This window comes from Eubacteriaceae bacterium Marseille-Q4139 (assembly GCA_018223415.1).
Lineage (GTDB): Bacteria > Bacillota > Clostridia > Lachnospirales > Lachnospiraceae > CABSIM01.
Genome location: JAGTTQ010000001.1, coordinates 3,162,163 through 3,179,040 on the forward strand (window position 1 = coordinate 3,162,163; position 16,878 = coordinate 3,179,040).

Genomic DNA, 16,878 nt, shown 5'->3' on the forward strand with positions numbered 1-16,878 from the left:
GTACCGCAGATGGAAGTGATTGTCGCTAAGACAGCCGGCTTCTGCTTCGGCGTGAAGCGGGCCGTGGAGAAGGTCTATGAGCAGATTGGAAAGACCGAGAAGCCGATCTATACATACGGGCCGATCATCCACAACGAGGAGGTCGTGAAGGATCTCCGCAAAAAGGGCGTGGAGGTCATAGACTCCCTCGAGGAACTGAAGGCCGCCAGGGACTGCGTCGTGGTCATCCGTTCCCACGGAGTCGGAAAGGATGTCTACCGGATTCTGGAGGAAAACGGCGCAGAGATCGTGGATGCCACCTGCCCATATGTGAAAAAGATCCACAGGATCGTGGAGGAGCAGAGCAAAGCCGGAAGACAGGTCTTAATCGTCGGCGATGCGGCCCACCCGGAGGTTCAGGGAATCCGCGGATGGGGCGATTCCGGGACAAAAGTCATCGAAAATGAGCAGGATTTCCTCGATTTGCAGCTTCCGGAGGGCAGCAGGCTCTGCATCGTGGCCCAGACGACATTTAATTACAATAAATTTCAAGATTTAGTTGAAAAAATTTCTAAAACGCGTTATGATATACTTGTTTTAAATACGATTTGCAATGCAACACAGGAAAGACAAGTGGAAGCAAAGAAGATAGCTTCTTCGGTGGATGTAATGCTTGTCATTGGCGGTAAGCATAGTTCCAACACGCAGAAGCTATACGAGATCTGCCAGAAGGAATGTAGGAACACGTATTACCTCCAGACCCTCGGCGACTTAAATCCTGAATGTATAGGTTCTGTGAGCAGTGTAGGTATTACGGCCGGGGCGTCCACCCCGAATAATATTATCGAGGAGGTTCATACTAATGTCCGAGTTAAGTTTTGAACAAATGTTGGAGGAATCATTAAAAACAATACGTACAGGAGAGGTTGTCACTGGTAAGGTCATTGACGTAAAAGAAGACGAGATCGTTTTGAATATAGGCTATAAATCAGATGGCATCATCACCCGCAGCGAGTACACAAACGAGTCCAATGTGGATCTGCGGAACCTTGTACAGGTCGGCGACGAAATGGAAGCCAAGGTAGTGAAGGTAAACGACGGCGAAGGCCAGGTTGCCCTTTCCTACAAGAGACTGGCAGCTGACAGAGGAAACAAGAGATTAGAGGAAGCGTTTGAGAACCATGAAGTCCTGACCGCAAAGGTTGCTCAGGTTCTGGACGGCGGCCTCAGCGTCCTTGTTGACGAGGCACGGATCTTCATCCCGGCAAGCCTTGTATCCGACGTATATGAGAGAGATCTGTCCAAGTATGCAGATCAGGAGATCGAATTCGTAATCACTGAGTTCAATCCGAAGAGAAGAAGAGTCATCGGTGACCGCAAACAGCTCATCGTTGCAAAGAAGGCAGCGATGCAGAAAGAGCTGTTCGAGAGAATCGCAGTTGGCCAGAAGGTAGAAGGAACCGTTAAGAATGTGACCGACTTCGGTGCATTCATCGACCTTGGCGGCGCAGACGGCCTGCTTCATATCTCCGAGATGTCCTGGGGACGTGTGGAGAGCCCGAAGAAGGTCTTCAAGGTAGGCGAGAAGGTAACGGCCCTGATTAAAGACATCAACGGCGAGAAGATCGCCCTGAGCATGAAGTTCCCGGAGACAAATCCGTGGGCAAATGCCGCAGAGAAATATGCTGCCGGCAATATCGTAACAGGAAAAGTTGCACGCATGACCGACTTCGGCGCATTCGTTGAGCTGGAGCCGGGCGTTGACGCACTGCTTCATGTTTCCCAGATTTCCAGAGAGCATGTTGCAAAACCGTCTGACGTTTTGTCCATCGGCCAGGAGATCACGGCTAAGATCGTGGACTTCAACGAGGCAGACAAGAAGATCAGCTTAAGCATCAAGGCAATGGAAGCAGCTGCCCATACGGCACCGGCTGAGGATGCCGATGTGGCTGATGTGGACGTTGAGGCTGTTGCAAAGGAAACAGAAGAGGAATAAGGATCAATCCCCTTTTATGTACGAAAGAAAAGAGACACTGCACGGCAGAAAAAGCCGGATGCAGTGTCCCTTTTGCGTCTGGGAAACGGCGTTAGCTACCAGCGGACGGAAAAGCCGTTTTCGGAGACGGCCGGGATCTGCCCGGCTTCGGTGCGGCTGATCTGGATATAGGGAGAGGAAAAGATGGCAGAAACGGCTTGTTCGATATCCTGGGATGGGCCCTGAAGCTCCAGCTCCACGGAGCCGTCCCACTCGTTTCGGACCCATCCGGTGAGATTATAAAGTTTTGCCGCGTGGGAGGCACGGAAGCGGAAGCCGACGCCCTGGACACAGCCGTAAAAATGGTAATGCATGCGGATGATTTCCATGAAATTTCCTCCTTCTTCTGGGAACAAGCATACCATAAAATCCCCTTTTCGTGAAGAAGAAAGAGGGGGAGGATTAGAACCTCCGGTGGATGTGCACGGATTTGCAAGGGAAATTGCTGCTTCGCAGCGCAAATCCGGCACGGGAAACGCTGATTAAAGCGTTTCCCTAAAGAAAGCCGTAATGAATCCGTAAACAAAAAGAGACTGGATTTTTAGGAAATTCATGGTACAATTACCGTCAAAAGGGAAAACAATTCTGAATGATAACATGCAGAGAGGAGATTGTACTATGAGAAAATGGAAGAAATGGATGGGAGTCATCTGTGCGGCAGGTCTTGCGGCGGCCATGAGCTTTGCAAGCCTGGCGGAAAACGGCCAGGGGGCGCTGCCGGCGGCCTGCTTTGACGGAACGGTGGCCAGTATGGAGGACGGGCGCTTTATCATGAACCGCGTCCTGGAATCCGGGACAGAAGAGGTGGTTATCAATCTCACAGAGGAAACCTTGATCCTGGACGCAGTGAACGGATTCCCGGCCGGAGCGGACAGCCTGAAAGAAGGGGAAAGCGTGCGGGTCTACGCAGGCCCGGCAATGACCATGAGCCTGCCGCCGATTACCAATGCGGAGCTGGTGTTTACAGGGATCCCGGCGGATGCAGTCGTTCCCTCCTATGAGACCGTGACATCCCTGACGGCAAATGGTGACGGCACGTACACGGTGGAGACGCTGGCGGGAAACCAGTATGCGGTGAGCGGGGAAACGATCCTGCTTCCTTATCTGACGAGAAACATGGTGTTTGCAGAAAACCTTCAGCCTGGTGTGAAATTTCTTGTTTGGCCGGCTGCGGACGGCGGACAGAATGCCTATAAAATTGTGATCTTCCAGGGTGAGAACGGATACGGCGCTGGAAACGGGGAAACGGCAGAGCGCCATGGCTGGCTGGAAGAAAGTGACGGCTGGTACTACTACGACCAGGGACAGAAGAAAACAGGCTGGTTCTGGGACGGAAGCGACTGGTTCTATCTGGATCCGGAAACGGGACGGATGGAGACGGGCTTTGTAACAGTGGACGGAAAAACTTACTATCTGAATGAGGACGGAAGAATGCTTACGGAGGCGCGTGTCTTTACGCCGGATGAAAGCGGTGCGCTTCACTGAAAAAAAGAACAGGGATAAAGGATGGGAAACGGGCTCGGCCGGATTTGGCCGGGCCTGTTTCGTTTGCTGGCGCAGCCGCGCTCCGGCGCGAGTGTGCGCAGCAGCGCACACTTTCTTAAAGGTACAGTCCGTCAGACCTTCCCATGCAGTCTGGAAATTTCCGCAGTACATTTTGGAATAAAATTTGTAAAATCCTATTGACATATAATATTATACGTCATATAATATAGGCACAATATTATACAACGTATAGTATTATAAAAGATATAAAGATATTGTTTGAAGGTTTTTATGAGGCTTTCTCGTTTTATCGAAGGGAGCCGGAAAGGAGCGGAGGCCTAATGGTATTTAACACAGGAGCGGCGCTGTTGGATGCGATTGTGCTGGCGGTTGTCTCCCGGGAACAGAACGGGACGTACGGATACAAGATTACGCAGGACGTGCGGAAGGCCATTGACATTTCCGAGTCGACGCTGTATCCGGTGCTGCGGCGCCTTTCACAGGAGAAGTGCCTGGAGGTTTACGACCTGGCCATAGACGGGCGGAACAGGCGGTATTACAAGCTGACGGAGACCGGCCGGGCGCAGCTTATGCTCTATAAGGGGGAATGGGCGAGTTATTCGGCAAAAATATCCCATATTTTTGAGGAGGCAAGGATATGAGAAAGGAAGAGTTTTTTAAACGTCTTGAGTACCTGCTCCAGGATATGCCGGAGCAGGACAAGGAAGAGGCGCTTCAATATTACAGGGATTATCTGGAAGAGGCAGGCCCGGAGCGGGAGGAGAAGGTCATCGGGGAATTCGGAAGCCCGGAGCGGGTGGCAGCCATTATCCGGGCGGATCTCATGGGAAATCTGGAGGACGGCGGTTCTTTCACGGAAACAGGATACGAAGATGAGCGGTTCCGTGATCCCAATTACCAGGTGGCGAAGCGGTATGACCTGCCGGAGAAAAAAGAGCCTGAGAGGCAGGAGAGCCATACGGAGTACAGGGAGAAAAAGGTGCATGAAACCTACCGCCATGTAAAACAGGAGCGATGGACCAGCAAGCCTTTAAAAATCGTGCTTCTGGCTGTGCTTCTGATTCTTGCAAGCCCGTTCCTTCTGGGGATCGGCGGCATCCTTTTCGGGATTCTGGCGGGCGTTTTGTCTCTCCTGTTCGGCATTATCATTACAGTCGTATGCCTGACGGGGGTGGCGTTCCTCATCGCTGTGATTTTAGCGGTCTGCGGCATCGTCTTCATGTTTGCAAGCCCGTTAGAAGGGCTTCTGCTCATCGGCGGCGGCGCCGTGAGCCTGGGATGCGGACTGATTGGGCTGGCGATGACTGTGGCATTTATCGGAATGTTTCTGCCGTTTTTGTGGCGGTGCCTTGTAAAGCTTGCCGGCAGCTTTTCCGGCAGGGGGAAGGAGAAGAAACATGAGTAAATTTTTGAAGATTACGATTATTTCCGGGATATTGCTGATTCTGGTTGGAGCGGGCATCTGCACGGCGGCCCTGGCCATGGGGGTGAGCTTCGAGAAGATGGAGACGCTGCTTGAGGAGAGGAACCCCTTCGACCATCAATGGCAGGTCAGCGTGATGACAAGAGGAGGCACTCGCGCGGAGGCGGCCTATGAGGAGGCGGATCCGGTTTATGCCTTTGAGGATGAGGAACCCTACGACGGAAACTGGTATGCAGAATACACGGCACTCACGGATCTTGAAATCATCCAGAACGGCGGAAGCATAGAATTTGAGACGTCTGATGGGGCAGAGGTATTTTCCATCCGCGGAGAAGGCGGGGACATCAACAGCACATCCTATTCGGAGTCCGGCTCGAATCACAGCCTTACCCTGACAGTGGAGGACGGCGAACGGTACTGGCTCACGATCCCGTCGGAATGGATTCTGGACAGCATTTCGGTTGTGGTGGACGATGGGGAGTCTGCTTTTGACGGTCTCCGGGCGGAGACGGCTGATTTTCACATCCTTGGCGGCGACATGTCTGTCTCACAGGGTTACGGCGGGAAAATATCCCTTGTATGTGAGGACGGAAATGCCGTGTGGAGCGGTTCCGGAGAGCCGGTAAAAGAGCTGAGCGCCGTGTGCAGCAGCGGAAACATGGTAATGAACATGCCGGGAAGCGGGGAGGACTATAATATCCGCCTGGACTGCCACGACGGGGAGATTGTATGCCCGGACGGGATGTTCCGGAACTCGGAAGGCGTGCTGCTTGGAAACCAGGAGGCAGAAAATATTTTGACAGCAGAGGCAAGGGACGACGGAAGTATTTCCCTTTCCTATTAGAGGAGGCGATTTTATGGAACCAAAGCGGTTATACCGGTCGGCACATGATAAAATGATTTTCGGCGTCTGCGGCGGAATCGGAGAGTATTTGAATGTGGATTCCACGCTGGTGCGCCTGATCTGGGCCATTCTCGTTTGTACAGGCCCGGGACTGATTGCTTACCTGATTGCGGCGATTATTATCCCGCAGGAACCGGTTTAAGGATATTGTTTTGCGAGGAGGAGAGGCCTGGTGCCTCTCCTCTTTGCAGTTTGTCCCGGGGCGGGCAGGTGTATAGGCGGCAGAAAATGGGAAATACTTCTTATCATCACAGGAAAGGAGATTTCGATATGCCGAAAAAGAAGACAGAGGAGCCCTTTGACCCGGAAAATCTGAAGCCGGAGGACAAGCTGAAATTTGAGATTGCCACAGAGCTTGGGCTTGGCGACAAGGTCATTGCCGGCGGCTGGCGGTGCCTGACCGCAAAGGAGAGCGGGCGGATCGGCGGGCTGATTACGAAGCGCAAACGGGAAATGAAGAAAGAGGCGTTGAAAGATTCCTGAAAATCAAATATAATAGAGGAAAGAAAAAACGACGGGAGCCGGAAATTGAAGATTACACTCATTTGTTTTACGGAAAACGGGTTTAAAACTGAAAAGCGGCTGGTGCGTGCGTTTTCTGCTGCGGGCCATCAGACGATGCCTTTTGTGCTTGGAACGTATGCTCTTCAGGCGGCGGCGAAGGATCACGAGATCAGCTTTTCAGCCGTCCGGGCGGGCGGCCTTGTGCCATGGGCCGGCGAGTGGTTTCCGAAGGCGGATGCCCTTGTTTTTGTGGGCGCTGCCGGGATCGCCGTCCGCGCCATTGCGCCGTTTGTAAAGGATAAGCAGACGGATCCGGCCGTTCTGGTGACGGATGAGGGCGGAAATTTTGTAATCCCGATTCTCTCCGGGCATATCGGCGGCGCCAATGAGCTGGCAGTGACGGCGGCCCGGGCGCTGGGGGCACAGCCGGTGGTGACGACGGCGACGGATATCAATAAAAAATTTTCCGTGGACGTCTTTGCCAGGAAAAAAGGCCTCGTCATCGACGAAATCGCCACGGCGAAGAGCATTTCCGCCGACCTTTTGGCCGGGGAGCCGGTGGGGCTTTTCTGCGATTTCCCGCCGGGCGGCGCCGTTCCTGAGGGGCTTTTTTCCAATACCATGTGCCGGCACAACATCTGGATCACCATCAGCAAAAAGAAGGGACGGCTGTTTTCCAGCGACCGGATGCTGCGGCTGATCCCCTCCTGCGTGGCCGTGGGCATCGGCTGCCGACGCGGGACAAATAAGGAGAGAATCAGGGAGGCGCTTTCGGAGGCCATGGAAAAGAACCGGCTGGACATGAGAAGCATCTGCGTCTTTTCCAGCATCGACATTAAGAAGGAAGAAGCCGGAATTAAGGAGCTTTCCAGGGAGCTCGGGATCCCGTTCCTTACATACTCCCGGGAAGAGCTTTTGGAGGTGCCCGGCATCTACACGGATTCGGCCTTTGTCCGTCAGACGACAGGCATCGGAAACGTCTGCGAGCGGGCGGCCATGGCGGCCTGCATGGAGGTCTCGAAAAACAGCCGCCTGTTGTTCCGGAAATGGGCGGGAAACGGAGTGACCGTGGCGGCGGCGTACTTTTGCCCGGAGCTTTTCGGAGAGCCGGAAGGAGGCCTGTTATGATGCTCCTGGTGACCGGGGCAAGCGCCAGCGGGAAATCCCGGTGGGCGGAAAACCGGCTGATGGAATTCGGCGGGGAGCGGGTGTACGCGGCGACGATGATCCCCTGGGACGCGGAGTGCAGGGAGCGGATCAAAAGGCATCGGAAGATGCGGGAAAAGAAGCAGTTTGTCACAGTGGAATGCCCGCTGGATCTCAAAAAACTTGACGGGATTCAGGGAAAGGACGTGCTTTTGGAGTGCCTTTCCAACCTGACGGCCAACGAAATGTACCGGGAAGATAAAGAGGCAGTGAGCGGGACGCCGGAACAGCGGATTTTAGACGGGATTCTTAAGATACGCAGGGAGGCCGCGAACCTTGTTGTGGTGACGAACGAGGTGTTTTCCGACGGGGAGACGTACTCGGAAGAGACGAAGGAGTATATGGAGAGACTGGGAAGGTTAAACAGGGACATCGCAGCGCTTGCCGATGAGGCCGTGGAGGTGGTCTGCGGGATCCCGGTCTTTTTAAAGCGTGCAGAAAGGAGAAATGAGCCGTGATCCTGATTGTCGGCGGTGCGTGCCAGGGAAAGCGTTCCTTTGCGCTGCGCCTTTATGAAGAAAACTGTGGCCGCCCGGCAGAATGCAGCTATGTCCCGGATTTTGAAGCAGTGATGAAGCGGCCGGTGGTGAACCGGCTCGAGGAGTATATCCGGGAATTTGCAAAAGAGGAGAGCGCCGAAGCGGCCAGGGAGAAGACAGAATCCTTTTTGCGGCGGCTTTTAAAGGAAAATCCGGAGGCCATCGTTATTTGCCGGGAACTTGGCTGCGGCATTGTCCCCATTGACCCGGCGGACAGGCTGTGGCGGGATCTTTCCGGCGAGGCCTGCCAGTTTCTGGCCGGGCATTCCCGCGAGGTTTACCGGGTGATCTGCGGGATTCCAATGAAGCTAAAAGGAGAGGACAAATGATTGCAAAGCATGGCGGGGACGTGTACGGGAATCGCGGCGTCGTCCTGGATTTTTCCGTCAACATCAATCCCCTTGGGACGCCGGATTTCATAAAAAAGGCCATGACATCAAGCCTTGATGACGTGAGCCGTTACCCGGACACCAGGTGCCGGAAGCTTCGGTCGGCGGCGGACGCATGGTACCGTGTTTCAGAAGATACGCTTATATTTGGGAATGGGGCGGCAGAGCTGATTTTCCTGGCAGTTCATGCGCTGAGGCCGAAGCGTGCCGTCATAACGGCGCCGTCGTTTCTGGAATACGAGACGGCCCTTGCGGCTTTTGATGTGCCGGCGGACTTTTTCCTGTTAAAGAAAGAGGATGGTTTCCATCTTCCGGCAGACAGGTTCCTTTCGTTTTTGGAGGAAAAAAAGCCGGAGATGATATTCCTTTGCAATCCGGCCAATCCCACGGGGGTGCTTACGGAAAGGGCAGAGATGGGGAAAATTCTGGATTTCTGCGAAACGCGCGGCATCTTTGCCGTGGTGGATGAGTGCTTCCTGGAATTTGTCATGGAACCGGAACGGCATTCGGTGTTAGACCGCGTCCGTGCCGGGAAAAAGGGGCTTCTTGTTCTCCAGGCCATCACGAAGACCTTTGCAGTGCCGGGAATCCGCCTGGGATACGGGTTTCTTTCGGATGCGGCCGTGAGGGAGCGGATGGAAGCCGCGAGGCAGCCCTGGAGCGTCTCTGTGACGGCGCAGGCGGCCGGAGCGGCGGCTTTCGGGCCTGAACGGGAAGCTTTCCTTAAGAAGACACGGGAGTTCCTTTTAAAGGAGCGGCCGTATTTTTCTGAGGAGCTTAAAAAGCGCGGCTTTTTCGTATATGACGGGGCGGCCGACTATCTGTTTTTTGAGGATATCCCGGGGCGGGGGGACGGAAAGCTCTACGAGGAGTGCCTGGCCGGCGGCATTTTAATAAGGAGCTGTGCCAATTACCGCGGCCTTGACGGGCAGTTTTACCGGGTTTCTGTCGGTTCCAGGGAGAAAAACGGGAGATTTCTGGAAATGATTGACAGCCTTTATTAGAAATTTTAATAAAATCTTGTTGAAAATTATTTCGGCCCGGTGGTTGCAGAAAACGGACAAAGCTGTTATACTCTATAAAATACTTCTGAGCAGCAACAGGAGAAGTGTGAGAACTCATTTACAGTCAAAAGAAAGAGAGGGAACCTGAATGGGTAAGATTATTGGAGACGGCATTACTTTTGATGACGTGCTGTTAGTCCCGGCGTATTCCGAAGTAATTCCGAATCAGGTCGATGTTTCTACATACCTGACGAAAACAGTAAAACTGAACATTCCTTTTATGAGTGCAGGAATGGATACCGTTACAGAACACCGCATGGCGATTGCAATGGCAAGACAGGGCGGCATCGGTATTATTCACAAAAACATGTCGATTGAGGCGCAGGCCGAAGAGGTCGACAAGGTAAAGCGTTCTGAGAACGGTGTCATCACAGACCCATTTTATTTATCCCCGGAGCATACACTGAAGGACGCAGACGAGCTGATGGCGAAATTCCGTATTTCCGGCGTTCCGATTACCGAGGGACGGAAGTTAGTCGGCATCATTACGAACCGCGACCTGAAATTCGAGGAGGACTACTCGAAGAAGATTAAGGAGTGTATGACTTCTGAGAATCTTGTGACGGCAAAGGAAGGCATCACGATGATGGAAGCCAAGAAGATGCTTGCGAAGGCAAGAGTGGAGAAGCTTCCGATTGTCGACGACGATTTTAACTTAAAAGGCTTAATTACCATCAAGGATATTGAGAAACAGATCAAGTACCCGAATTCCGCAAAAGACGCACAGGGAAGACTTCTCTGCGGCGCTGCTGTCGGCATTACGGCAAACGTCTTAGAGCGCGTGGAGGCGCTTGTGAATGCGAAGGTGGACGTGATTGTCCTTGACTCTGCCCATGGCCATTCCGCAAACGTCATCCGCTGCGTGAAGATGATTAAGGAGAAATATCCGGAGCTTCAGGTAATCGCAGGAAATGTTGCGACGGGCGAGGCCACAAAGGCTTTAATCGAGGCCGGTGTGGATGCCGTAAAGGTCGGTATCGGGCCGGGTTCCATCTGTACGACCCGCGTGGTGGCCGGCATCGGCGTTCCGCAGATCACGGCTGTCATGGACTGCTATGAGGTTGCCAAAGAGTACGGGATCCCGATCATCGCAGACGGCGGAATCAAGTATTCGGGAGACGTTACGAAGGCCCTGGCCGCAGGCGGAAGCGTCTGCATGATGGGAAGCCTGTTTGCAGGCTGCGACGAGAGCCCGGGAACTTACGAGCTGTTCCAGGGAAGAAAGTACAAGGTTTACCGCGGCATGGGCTCCATCGCCGCCATGGAAAACGGAAGCAAGGACCGCTATTTCCAGACGGATGCGAAGAAGCTGGTTCCGGAAGGCGTTGAGGGACGCGTTGCATACAAGGGCTATGTTGAAGATACGGTGTTCCAGATGCTCGGCGGCCTCCGTGCCGGTATGGGCTACTGCGGCGCACACAACATCAAAGAGCTTCAGGAGAACAGCCACTTCATCAAGATTACGGCTGCTGCCTTAAAAGAGAGCCATCCCCATGATATCCATATCACGAAAGAGGCTCCCAATTACAGCATGGACGAATAAGACAAGACGAATAACAGGCTGCCGCGGGCGGACGGGACCGACTGTCGCCGCGGCGGCCTGTCTGCGTTGGAGGCCGGTTTGGGCCAAGGGGGAAAAGATGGATAATTTTATGAAGATGCTGTCGACGCAGCTCATTCTGATTCTTTACATGGGCGTCGGCTTTTATTGCAGCAAACGGAACATTGTGGACAGGCACACCCAGTCGAAAATGACGGATTTCGTGCTGCGAGTGACGCTTCCCTGCATGATTTTCCAGTCGTTCAACACGAAGCTCACGTCGGAGGTGCTTCTTAAGGCGTCTCTCTGCCTTCTGGTGGCTGTTTTAGTCTGTGCGGCCGCCTGGCTGGCGGGAAAATGGATTTACTGCATGTATCCCTTTGAAAAAAGGAGTATTCTCCAGTATGCGACGCTGGTGAACAACGCCGCGTTTCTGGGGCTTCCGATTATTTCCTCGGTTCTCGGGGATGAGGGGCTTCTTTTGGCGACGGTGTTTATCATCCCCAACCGGATTTTCATGTGGACAGCCGGCATCTCCATTTTTTCGGATACGTCGGACAAAAAGCAGGCCTTTAAAAAGATCCTGTTAAATCCCTGCATCATTGCCGTGTTCCTGGGGATTATCCGGAGCGTGGCGGGGATTTCGCTGCCGGCTTTTCTTGAGAGCGCCCTTACAGGCCTTGGAAACAGCACAACGCCTCTTTCCATGATGCTCGTCGGAACCATGATGACGGCCCTGACCTTAAAATCCTTTAAGGACTGGAGCACCGTGTATTTGGCGGCCGTGCGGCTCATTGCCTTGCCGCTTCTGGCTCTGGCGCTCATGCGTCTTTGCGGCGGCGATGAGGTGATGACGGCCTGCGCCGTGATTTTAACAGCCATGCCGGCAGGCAGCACGACGGCGCTTCTCGCGGAAAAATACGGGGCTGACGCCGTGTACGGGACGAAATGCCTGCTTACCAATACGCTTTTTTCTTTTATAACAATTCCGCTTATGACGCTTCTCGTGTAGATGGAGCGATGCGAAGATAAAGGAGCTTTTTCATGAGTATTTTGAATGTAGAACATCTGACCCACGGCTTCGGCGACCGGGCCATTTTTACGGATGTGTCCTTCCGGCTTTTAAAGGGCGAGCACATCGGCCTGATCGGAGCCAACGGGGAGGGAAAATCCACCTTTATGAACATCATTACCGGGAAGCTTATGCCGGATGAGGGCAAGGTGGAGTGGGCAAAAAATGTCCGCGTCGGGTACCTTGACCAGCATACGGTTCTGGAAAAGGGCATGACGATCCGTGAGGTCTTAAAGAGCGCGTTTTCCTTCCTGTTTGAGTTAGAGGAAAAGATGAACGCCATCTGCGACCAGATGGGGACGGCAGGCGAAGAGGAAATGACGGCCATGATGGAGGAGCTCGGCACGATCCAGGATCTTCTGATGGCCCATGATTTTTATGTGATTGACGCGAAGGTGGAGGAAATCGGCCATGCCTTCGGACTCGATGAAATCGGCCTCGATAAGGACGTGTCGGAGCTTTCCGGCGGCCAGAGGACGAAGGTGCTTCTTGGAAAGCTTCTCCTTGAGAAGCCGGACATCCTGCTTTTAGACGAGCCCACCAACTATCTGGATGTCCAGCACATTGAATGGTTAAAGCGGTATCTTCAGGAGTATGAGAATGCGTTCATCCTGATTTCCCACGACATCCCGTTTTTAAACAGCGTCATCAACCTGATTTATCACATGGAGAACCAGCGGCTCGACCGGTATGTGGGCGATTACGATAAATTCCTCGAGGTCTATGAGATGAAGAAGAGCCAGCTTGAGGCGGCCTACAAGCGCCAGCAGCAGGAGATTGCGGAGCTTCAGGATTTTGTGGCGAGAAACAAGGCCCGTGTGGCCACCAGGAACATGGCCATGTCCAGGCAGAAGAAGCTGGATAAGATGGAGGTCATCGAGTTAGCAAAGGAGAAGCCGAAGCCGGAGTTCCACTTCCTGAATGCCAGGGCCACGGGCAAGGTGGTGTTTGAGACGAAGGATCTGGTGATCGGATATGACGAGCCGCTCTCAAAGCCCCTCAATTTTGCCATGGAGCGGGGCGAGAAAATCGCCGTCACCGGAGCCAACGGAATCGGGAAGACGACGCTTTTAAAGAGCATCCTCGGCATGATCCCGTCGGTGTCCGGTACGGTGGAGCTTGGCGATTATCTGGCCATCGGCTATTTTGAGCAGGAGATGGCGCCGGGGAATACGACTACCTGCATCGAGGAGATCTGGAAGGAATTCCCGTCCTACACCCAGTACCAGGTGCGAGCGGCGCTTGCCAAGTGCGGCCTGACGACGAAAAACATCGAAAGCCAGGTGCGTGTCTTATCCGGCGGCGAGCAGGCGAAGGTGCGCCTCTGCAAGCTCATCAACCGGGAGACGAACGTGCTCCTGTTAGACGAGCCCACCAACCATCTGGATGTGGATGCGAAGGCAGAACTTAAGAAGGCGCTTTCGGAATATAAGGGCGCCGTCCTTTTGATCTGCCACGAGCCGGAGTTTTACGAAGGGCTGGTATCGAAGGTCTGGGACATGAGCCAGTGGTCGCTTAAAATTTAAGCCAGTGCGGATTTAAAGGTTTCCCGCCTGCCGTCTGTATTCCAGCGGCGTGGCATCATAATATTTTCGGAAGGTGCGCGAAAAGTTGCTGGGGCTTTCAAAGCCGCAGTCGGCGGCGATTCCGGTGACGGAGCGGTCGGTTTCTTTGAGGAAAACGGCCGCTTTTGCCATGCGGTGCTTTACGAGGTACTGTCCAGGAGAAATCCCGATGTTGCGCTTGAAACAGCGCAGGCATTCCCGCTCGCCGATTCCCGCAGAGGCGGCAATTTCCGAAAGGGATAAGGGTTCCATATAGTGTTCATGTATAAAATGCATCATCTGCCGGATGCGTCTGGCGTCCGGCGGCTCCTTTCCGGCAGGCGTAAGGAGAATGGGCCGGAACCGGAGATAGAGATTTTTCCAGATGGCCGAAAGCTGTTCCCGGACGGTGAATTCATGGCAGGGCGCATCGTTTTCGAGGGCAGAAAAAGCCAGCAAAAAGCAGGAAATGGCTTCGGCGGCCCAGTCTTCCGCGGGATCGAGAAGGACGGCTTTTACGGCCGGGCATGCAGTCAATGGGTTCACATATTTCGTCTCGATGCTGCTTTGCGGATGGCCGGAAATCAGGCGCGGATCGAACACCAGGGAGAGAAGCGTGCAGGCATGTTCTGCTTCTGCGCCGTGAAGGACGTTGGAGTTGAGGAAGGCGCCCTGCCCCTGTTTTAAGCGCAGGCTGCCGTCAGGCATCTTTAAACGGAGGGAGCCCTGTTCCACAAAAAGAAATTCCGGTTCCTGGTGCCAGTGCCAGGGAATGACAGCGTCTCCGGCCTTTTGAAGGGACATCCGGTACCCGGCGCAGGGAAACGAGGCGTCCCCGCGGGGGAGAAGTTCGCGGCGGTCTCCATCAAGGTTCAGGGCGCAGGAATTTAAGGCCATGGGATCAGTCCTCCTTTCAGTCGTTATTTTTATATTATAGGGCGGAAATTTAGTTGCTTCAACTGGAAAAAGGCGGTATTCTTTCTGTATGAAAAATGTTTCGGAAAAACATGGAAAGGCGGGAAGCTTATGGTGCCATTTGACCTTCATATGCATTCTTTTTACAGCGACGACGGGGAGTATTCGCCAAAGGAGCTGGTGAACCTGTGCAAAAAAGCAGGAATCCGGGTGATGGCTGTGGCCGACCACAACTGTACGAAGGCCTGCGGGCCGGCTCTTTCGGCGGCCGAAGAGGCTGGGATCCGGTCAGTGCCGGCCGTTGAGATTGACTGTACGTTTCGCGGGACGGACCTTCATGTGCTTGGCTATGGGATCCGATATGAAAGCCAGGATTTTGCAAAGATCGAGGAACGGATTGCAGAGCAGAGTGAAAAGGCGTCCCATGAAAGGCTAAACAAGACGAGAGCGCTTGGATTTTTCCTCACGGAAGAGGAACTGGATGAGGAGACGGCCGGAAACTACTGGAAGCATGTGTGGGCCGGAGAGACCTTTGGAAAGCTTCTGCTTGCCAAAGAGGAATACCGGGATTCGCCGCTCCTTCTGCCGTACCGGCCCGGCGGGAAGCGGAGCGATAACCCGTATGTGAATTTCTACTGGGACTACTATTCCCAGGGAAAGCCCTGCCATGCGGCCATGGAGTATCCGTCCTTTGAAGAGACGCTTTCCGTCATCCACAGAAACGGCGGAAAGGCGGTGCTTGCCCACCCTGGAAACAATTTAAAGGGACGCGAAGAGCTGCTGGAGCCCATGCGTGAGCTGGGGCTGGACGGAATCGAGGCTTTTTGCAGCTATCACGGCGAAAAAGAGCGGGAATTTTATGCGGCGTATGCCAGGGCGCACGGCCTGATCCTCACCTGCGGCAGCGATTTCCATGGGAAGGTCAAGCCGGCCGTCGCTATCGGAGGGCATGGGTGTATGCTTTTGGAGGAAGAGATGGAGAGGGAAATTCAGCGCCTTTTGGAGAAAGCGTGAAAAGCACTTGAAAAAGAGAGAGAAAGCGATTATAATAATAAAAAGAAAGCACCCACTCCAACAGTGGATGCCCTTTAGGTGATTAGCGTCCTAACGGACACCGCCCATCCTGGGGGTTAGACAGGGTGGGCATTTTTTATTTCTTAACTTTCTTACTTACTTTTTCAGAAAGGAAATAAGTGCGACAATCAGACCGCTGAAGGATACGAGCAGGCTCAGAATCCCTAATACGACCATAACAGTTTCATAAGCTGTCATCCGCACCACCTCCTTCTTATGTATTCCCTTGCGGGTACACCAAAAAGAGGCCGCCACTCCTGTCATGAGTGCTTTCTGCTTTAAATTCTAACATATTGGTTCATGAAATTCAACCATTAAAATGCTGATCTTCTTTCCTAAAACGCCGTTTTATCCCCTTTCAATCTTCACATCCATAAACTTCTTTATAAATTCCGCGCAGAAGTCCGCCGTTGCCGCCAGCATGGCTTCACCCCATTCTTTCGTGGCTTTTTCTGGGGAATCCGGGCCGTACCAGCCGCTTGCGGAGTACCGGTCCACATGGCGGGGAACCGGGACGGAGACGCCGCCAAAATTCACGTTGGAGGCACCGCCAAAGGTCAGGTCATCGCTCAAGTTTATGGGCTCAAAGGGCATGAAATACTCCATATGTACGCAGGACGGGTCGACTGCCAGCATGGCCGCCGTCTCCTCCCCGCCGCCGTGGCCGCCCTTCCAGTCGGGATTTAATTCCCCGGCCAGGATCCACCAGTTTAACATGCAGCCGAGGGCGCCTTTTTTATCCAGATCGAGGCAGAGCCTCTGGAGCACGGGCGTGTTTCCGCCGTGGCCGTTTAAGAAGACGAAGTGCCGGGCGCCGAAGCCGTAGAGCTGATCGGTGATCCTGTTTAAGAGGTCGTAGAGCCCGTCAGCCCCGATGGTGATGGTGCCGGGAAAATTGGTGTGCTGATCCGCGACGCCGTAAGGAACCGTCGGCGCAACCAGGCAGGAGAGCTTTGGTTCCATCCGCTCGCATAAATTCCTGGGAATCAGAAAATCCGTCCCAAGGGAAAGCTGCGAGCCGTGGTTTTCCGTGCTGCCGACCGGGATGATAACCGTGTCGTTTTTCTCAAAATATTCCTTTGCCTGTACCCATGTAATCCGTTCAAGAAACATACGCTTTTCCGTCCTTTCCAAGGTGGTTTTCGGGCCGCGCCGTCAAAAGAGCGCAGCCCTTTTTCATTTCT

At 53.6% G+C, this 16,878-nt stretch carries 19 protein-coding genes; 16 read left to right on the forward strand and 3 right to left on the reverse strand.

Annotated elements, in window-relative coordinates; translation table 11 throughout:
- Positions 1-9: 9 nt before the first annotated feature.
- Together ispH and rpsA are read left to right on the forward strand one after the other, a co-directional pair.
- Positions 10-861 (forward strand): 4-hydroxy-3-methylbut-2-enyl diphosphate reductase, encoded by an 852-nt coding sequence (ispH, locus tag KE531_15090; GenBank protein MBR9954915.1) that lies wholly within the window; start codon positions 10-12, stop codon positions 859-861.
- Positions 842-1,975: a 30S ribosomal protein S1 gene (gene rpsA / locus KE531_15095; protein ID MBR9954916.1), complete on the forward strand. Its 1,134-nt coding sequence runs from the start codon at positions 842-844 to the stop codon at positions 1,973-1,975. Before ispH ends, rpsA begins: the two co-directional genes overlap by 20 nt.
- A gap of 95 nt (positions 1,976-2,070) precedes the next feature.
- On the opposite strand, the gene KE531_15100 is transcribed toward rpsA, so the two are convergent.
- Positions 2,071-2,343, reverse strand: coding sequence for an acylphosphatase (locus KE531_15100; protein ID MBR9954917.1), 273 nt, complete (start codon positions 2,341-2,343; stop codon positions 2,071-2,073).
- 289 nt (positions 2,344-2,632) lie between these two features.
- On the opposite strand from KE531_15100, the gene KE531_15105 reads away from it, so the two are divergent.
- From KE531_15105 to KE531_15165, 13 genes are all read left to right on the forward strand, one after another.
- The gene (locus KE531_15105) at positions 2,633-3,499 is read left to right on the forward strand and encodes a hypothetical protein (GenBank protein MBR9954918.1); all 867 of its coding nucleotides are present in this window, start codon (positions 2,633-2,635) and stop codon (positions 3,497-3,499) included.
- A 341-nt stretch (positions 3,500-3,840) separates the two neighbouring features.
- Complete coding sequence (locus tag KE531_15110; protein ID MBR9954919.1) at positions 3,841-4,161, forward strand: helix-turn-helix transcriptional regulator; 321 nt, start codon at positions 3,841-3,843, stop codon at positions 4,159-4,161.
- Complete coding sequence (locus tag KE531_15115; protein MBR9954920.1) at positions 4,158-4,925, forward strand: hypothetical protein; 768 nt, start codon at positions 4,158-4,160, stop codon at positions 4,923-4,925. The genes KE531_15110 and KE531_15115 overlap by 4 nt, the downstream gene beginning before the upstream one ends.
- Positions 4,918-5,787 (forward strand): DUF4097 family beta strand repeat protein, encoded by an 870-nt coding sequence (locus tag KE531_15120; protein MBR9954921.1) that lies wholly within the window; start codon positions 4,918-4,920, stop codon positions 5,785-5,787. Before KE531_15115 ends, KE531_15120 begins: the two co-directional genes overlap by 8 nt.
- Positions 5,788-5,800: 13 nt before the next feature.
- Positions 5,801-5,989 (forward strand): PspC domain-containing protein, encoded by a 189-nt coding sequence (locus tag KE531_15125; protein MBR9954922.1) that lies wholly within the window; start codon positions 5,801-5,803, stop codon positions 5,987-5,989.
- A 128-nt stretch (positions 5,990-6,117) separates the two neighbouring features.
- A complete protein-coding gene (locus tag KE531_15130) occupies positions 6,118-6,330 on the forward strand; it encodes a small, acid-soluble spore protein, alpha/beta type (GenBank protein ID MBR9954923.1) in 213 nt (70 codons plus the stop codon).
- Positions 6,331-6,375: 45 nt separating this feature from the next.
- Positions 6,376-7,479, forward strand: a complete 1,104-nt coding sequence (locus KE531_15135) for a cobalt-precorrin 5A hydrolase (GenBank protein MBR9954924.1) — start codon at positions 6,376-6,378, stop codon at positions 7,477-7,479.
- Complete coding sequence (locus KE531_15140) at positions 7,476-8,015, forward strand: bifunctional adenosylcobinamide kinase/adenosylcobinamide-phosphate guanylyltransferase (protein MBR9954925.1); 540 nt, start codon at positions 7,476-7,478, stop codon at positions 8,013-8,015. Before KE531_15135 ends, KE531_15140 begins: the two co-directional genes overlap by 4 nt.
- Positions 8,012-8,425 carry a bifunctional adenosylcobinamide kinase/adenosylcobinamide-phosphate guanylyltransferase gene (locus tag KE531_15145; GenBank protein ID MBR9954926.1) on the forward strand — a complete coding sequence of 138 codons (414 nt, stop codon included), beginning with the start codon at positions 8,012-8,014 and terminating at the stop codon, positions 8,423-8,425. The genes KE531_15140 and KE531_15145 overlap by 4 nt, the downstream gene beginning before the upstream one ends.
- Entirely contained in the window at positions 8,422-9,489 is a 1,068-nt protein-coding gene (locus KE531_15150; GenBank protein ID MBR9954927.1) for an aminotransferase class I/II-fold pyridoxal phosphate-dependent enzyme, read from the forward strand. The genes KE531_15145 and KE531_15150 overlap by 4 nt, the downstream gene beginning before the upstream one ends.
- A 148-nt stretch (positions 9,490-9,637) precedes the next feature.
- Positions 9,638-11,092 carry an IMP dehydrogenase gene (guaB, locus tag KE531_15155; GenBank protein ID MBR9954928.1) on the forward strand — a complete coding sequence of 485 codons (1,455 nt, stop codon included), beginning with the start codon at positions 9,638-9,640 and terminating at the stop codon, positions 11,090-11,092.
- Between the two features lie 97 nt (positions 11,093-11,189).
- A complete protein-coding gene (locus tag KE531_15160) occupies positions 11,190-12,101 on the forward strand; it encodes an AEC family transporter (protein MBR9954929.1) in 912 nt (303 codons plus the stop codon).
- 32 nt (positions 12,102-12,133) lie between these two features.
- Positions 12,134-13,687, forward strand: coding sequence for an ABC-F family ATP-binding cassette domain-containing protein (locus tag KE531_15165; GenBank protein MBR9954930.1), 1,554 nt, complete (start codon positions 12,134-12,136; stop codon positions 13,685-13,687).
- A gap of 12 nt (positions 13,688-13,699) precedes the next feature.
- On the opposite strand, the gene KE531_15170 is transcribed toward KE531_15165, so the two are convergent.
- On the reverse strand, positions 13,700-14,602 hold the full coding sequence (locus KE531_15170) for a helix-turn-helix transcriptional regulator (protein ID MBR9954931.1): 903 nt from the start codon (positions 14,600-14,602) through the stop codon (positions 13,700-13,702).
- A gap of 150 nt (positions 14,603-14,752) precedes the next feature.
- Between KE531_15170 and KE531_15175 the strand changes: the two genes are divergently transcribed.
- Entirely contained in the window at positions 14,753-15,634 is an 882-nt protein-coding gene (locus KE531_15175) for a PHP domain-containing protein (protein MBR9954932.1), read from the forward strand.
- A gap of 408 nt (positions 15,635-16,042) precedes the next feature.
- On the opposite strand, the gene KE531_15180 is transcribed toward KE531_15175, so the two are convergent.
- Positions 16,043-16,807, reverse strand: coding sequence for a creatininase family protein (locus tag KE531_15180; GenBank protein ID MBR9954933.1), 765 nt, complete (start codon positions 16,805-16,807; stop codon positions 16,043-16,045).
- Between the last annotated feature and the right edge of the window lie 71 nt (positions 16,808-16,878).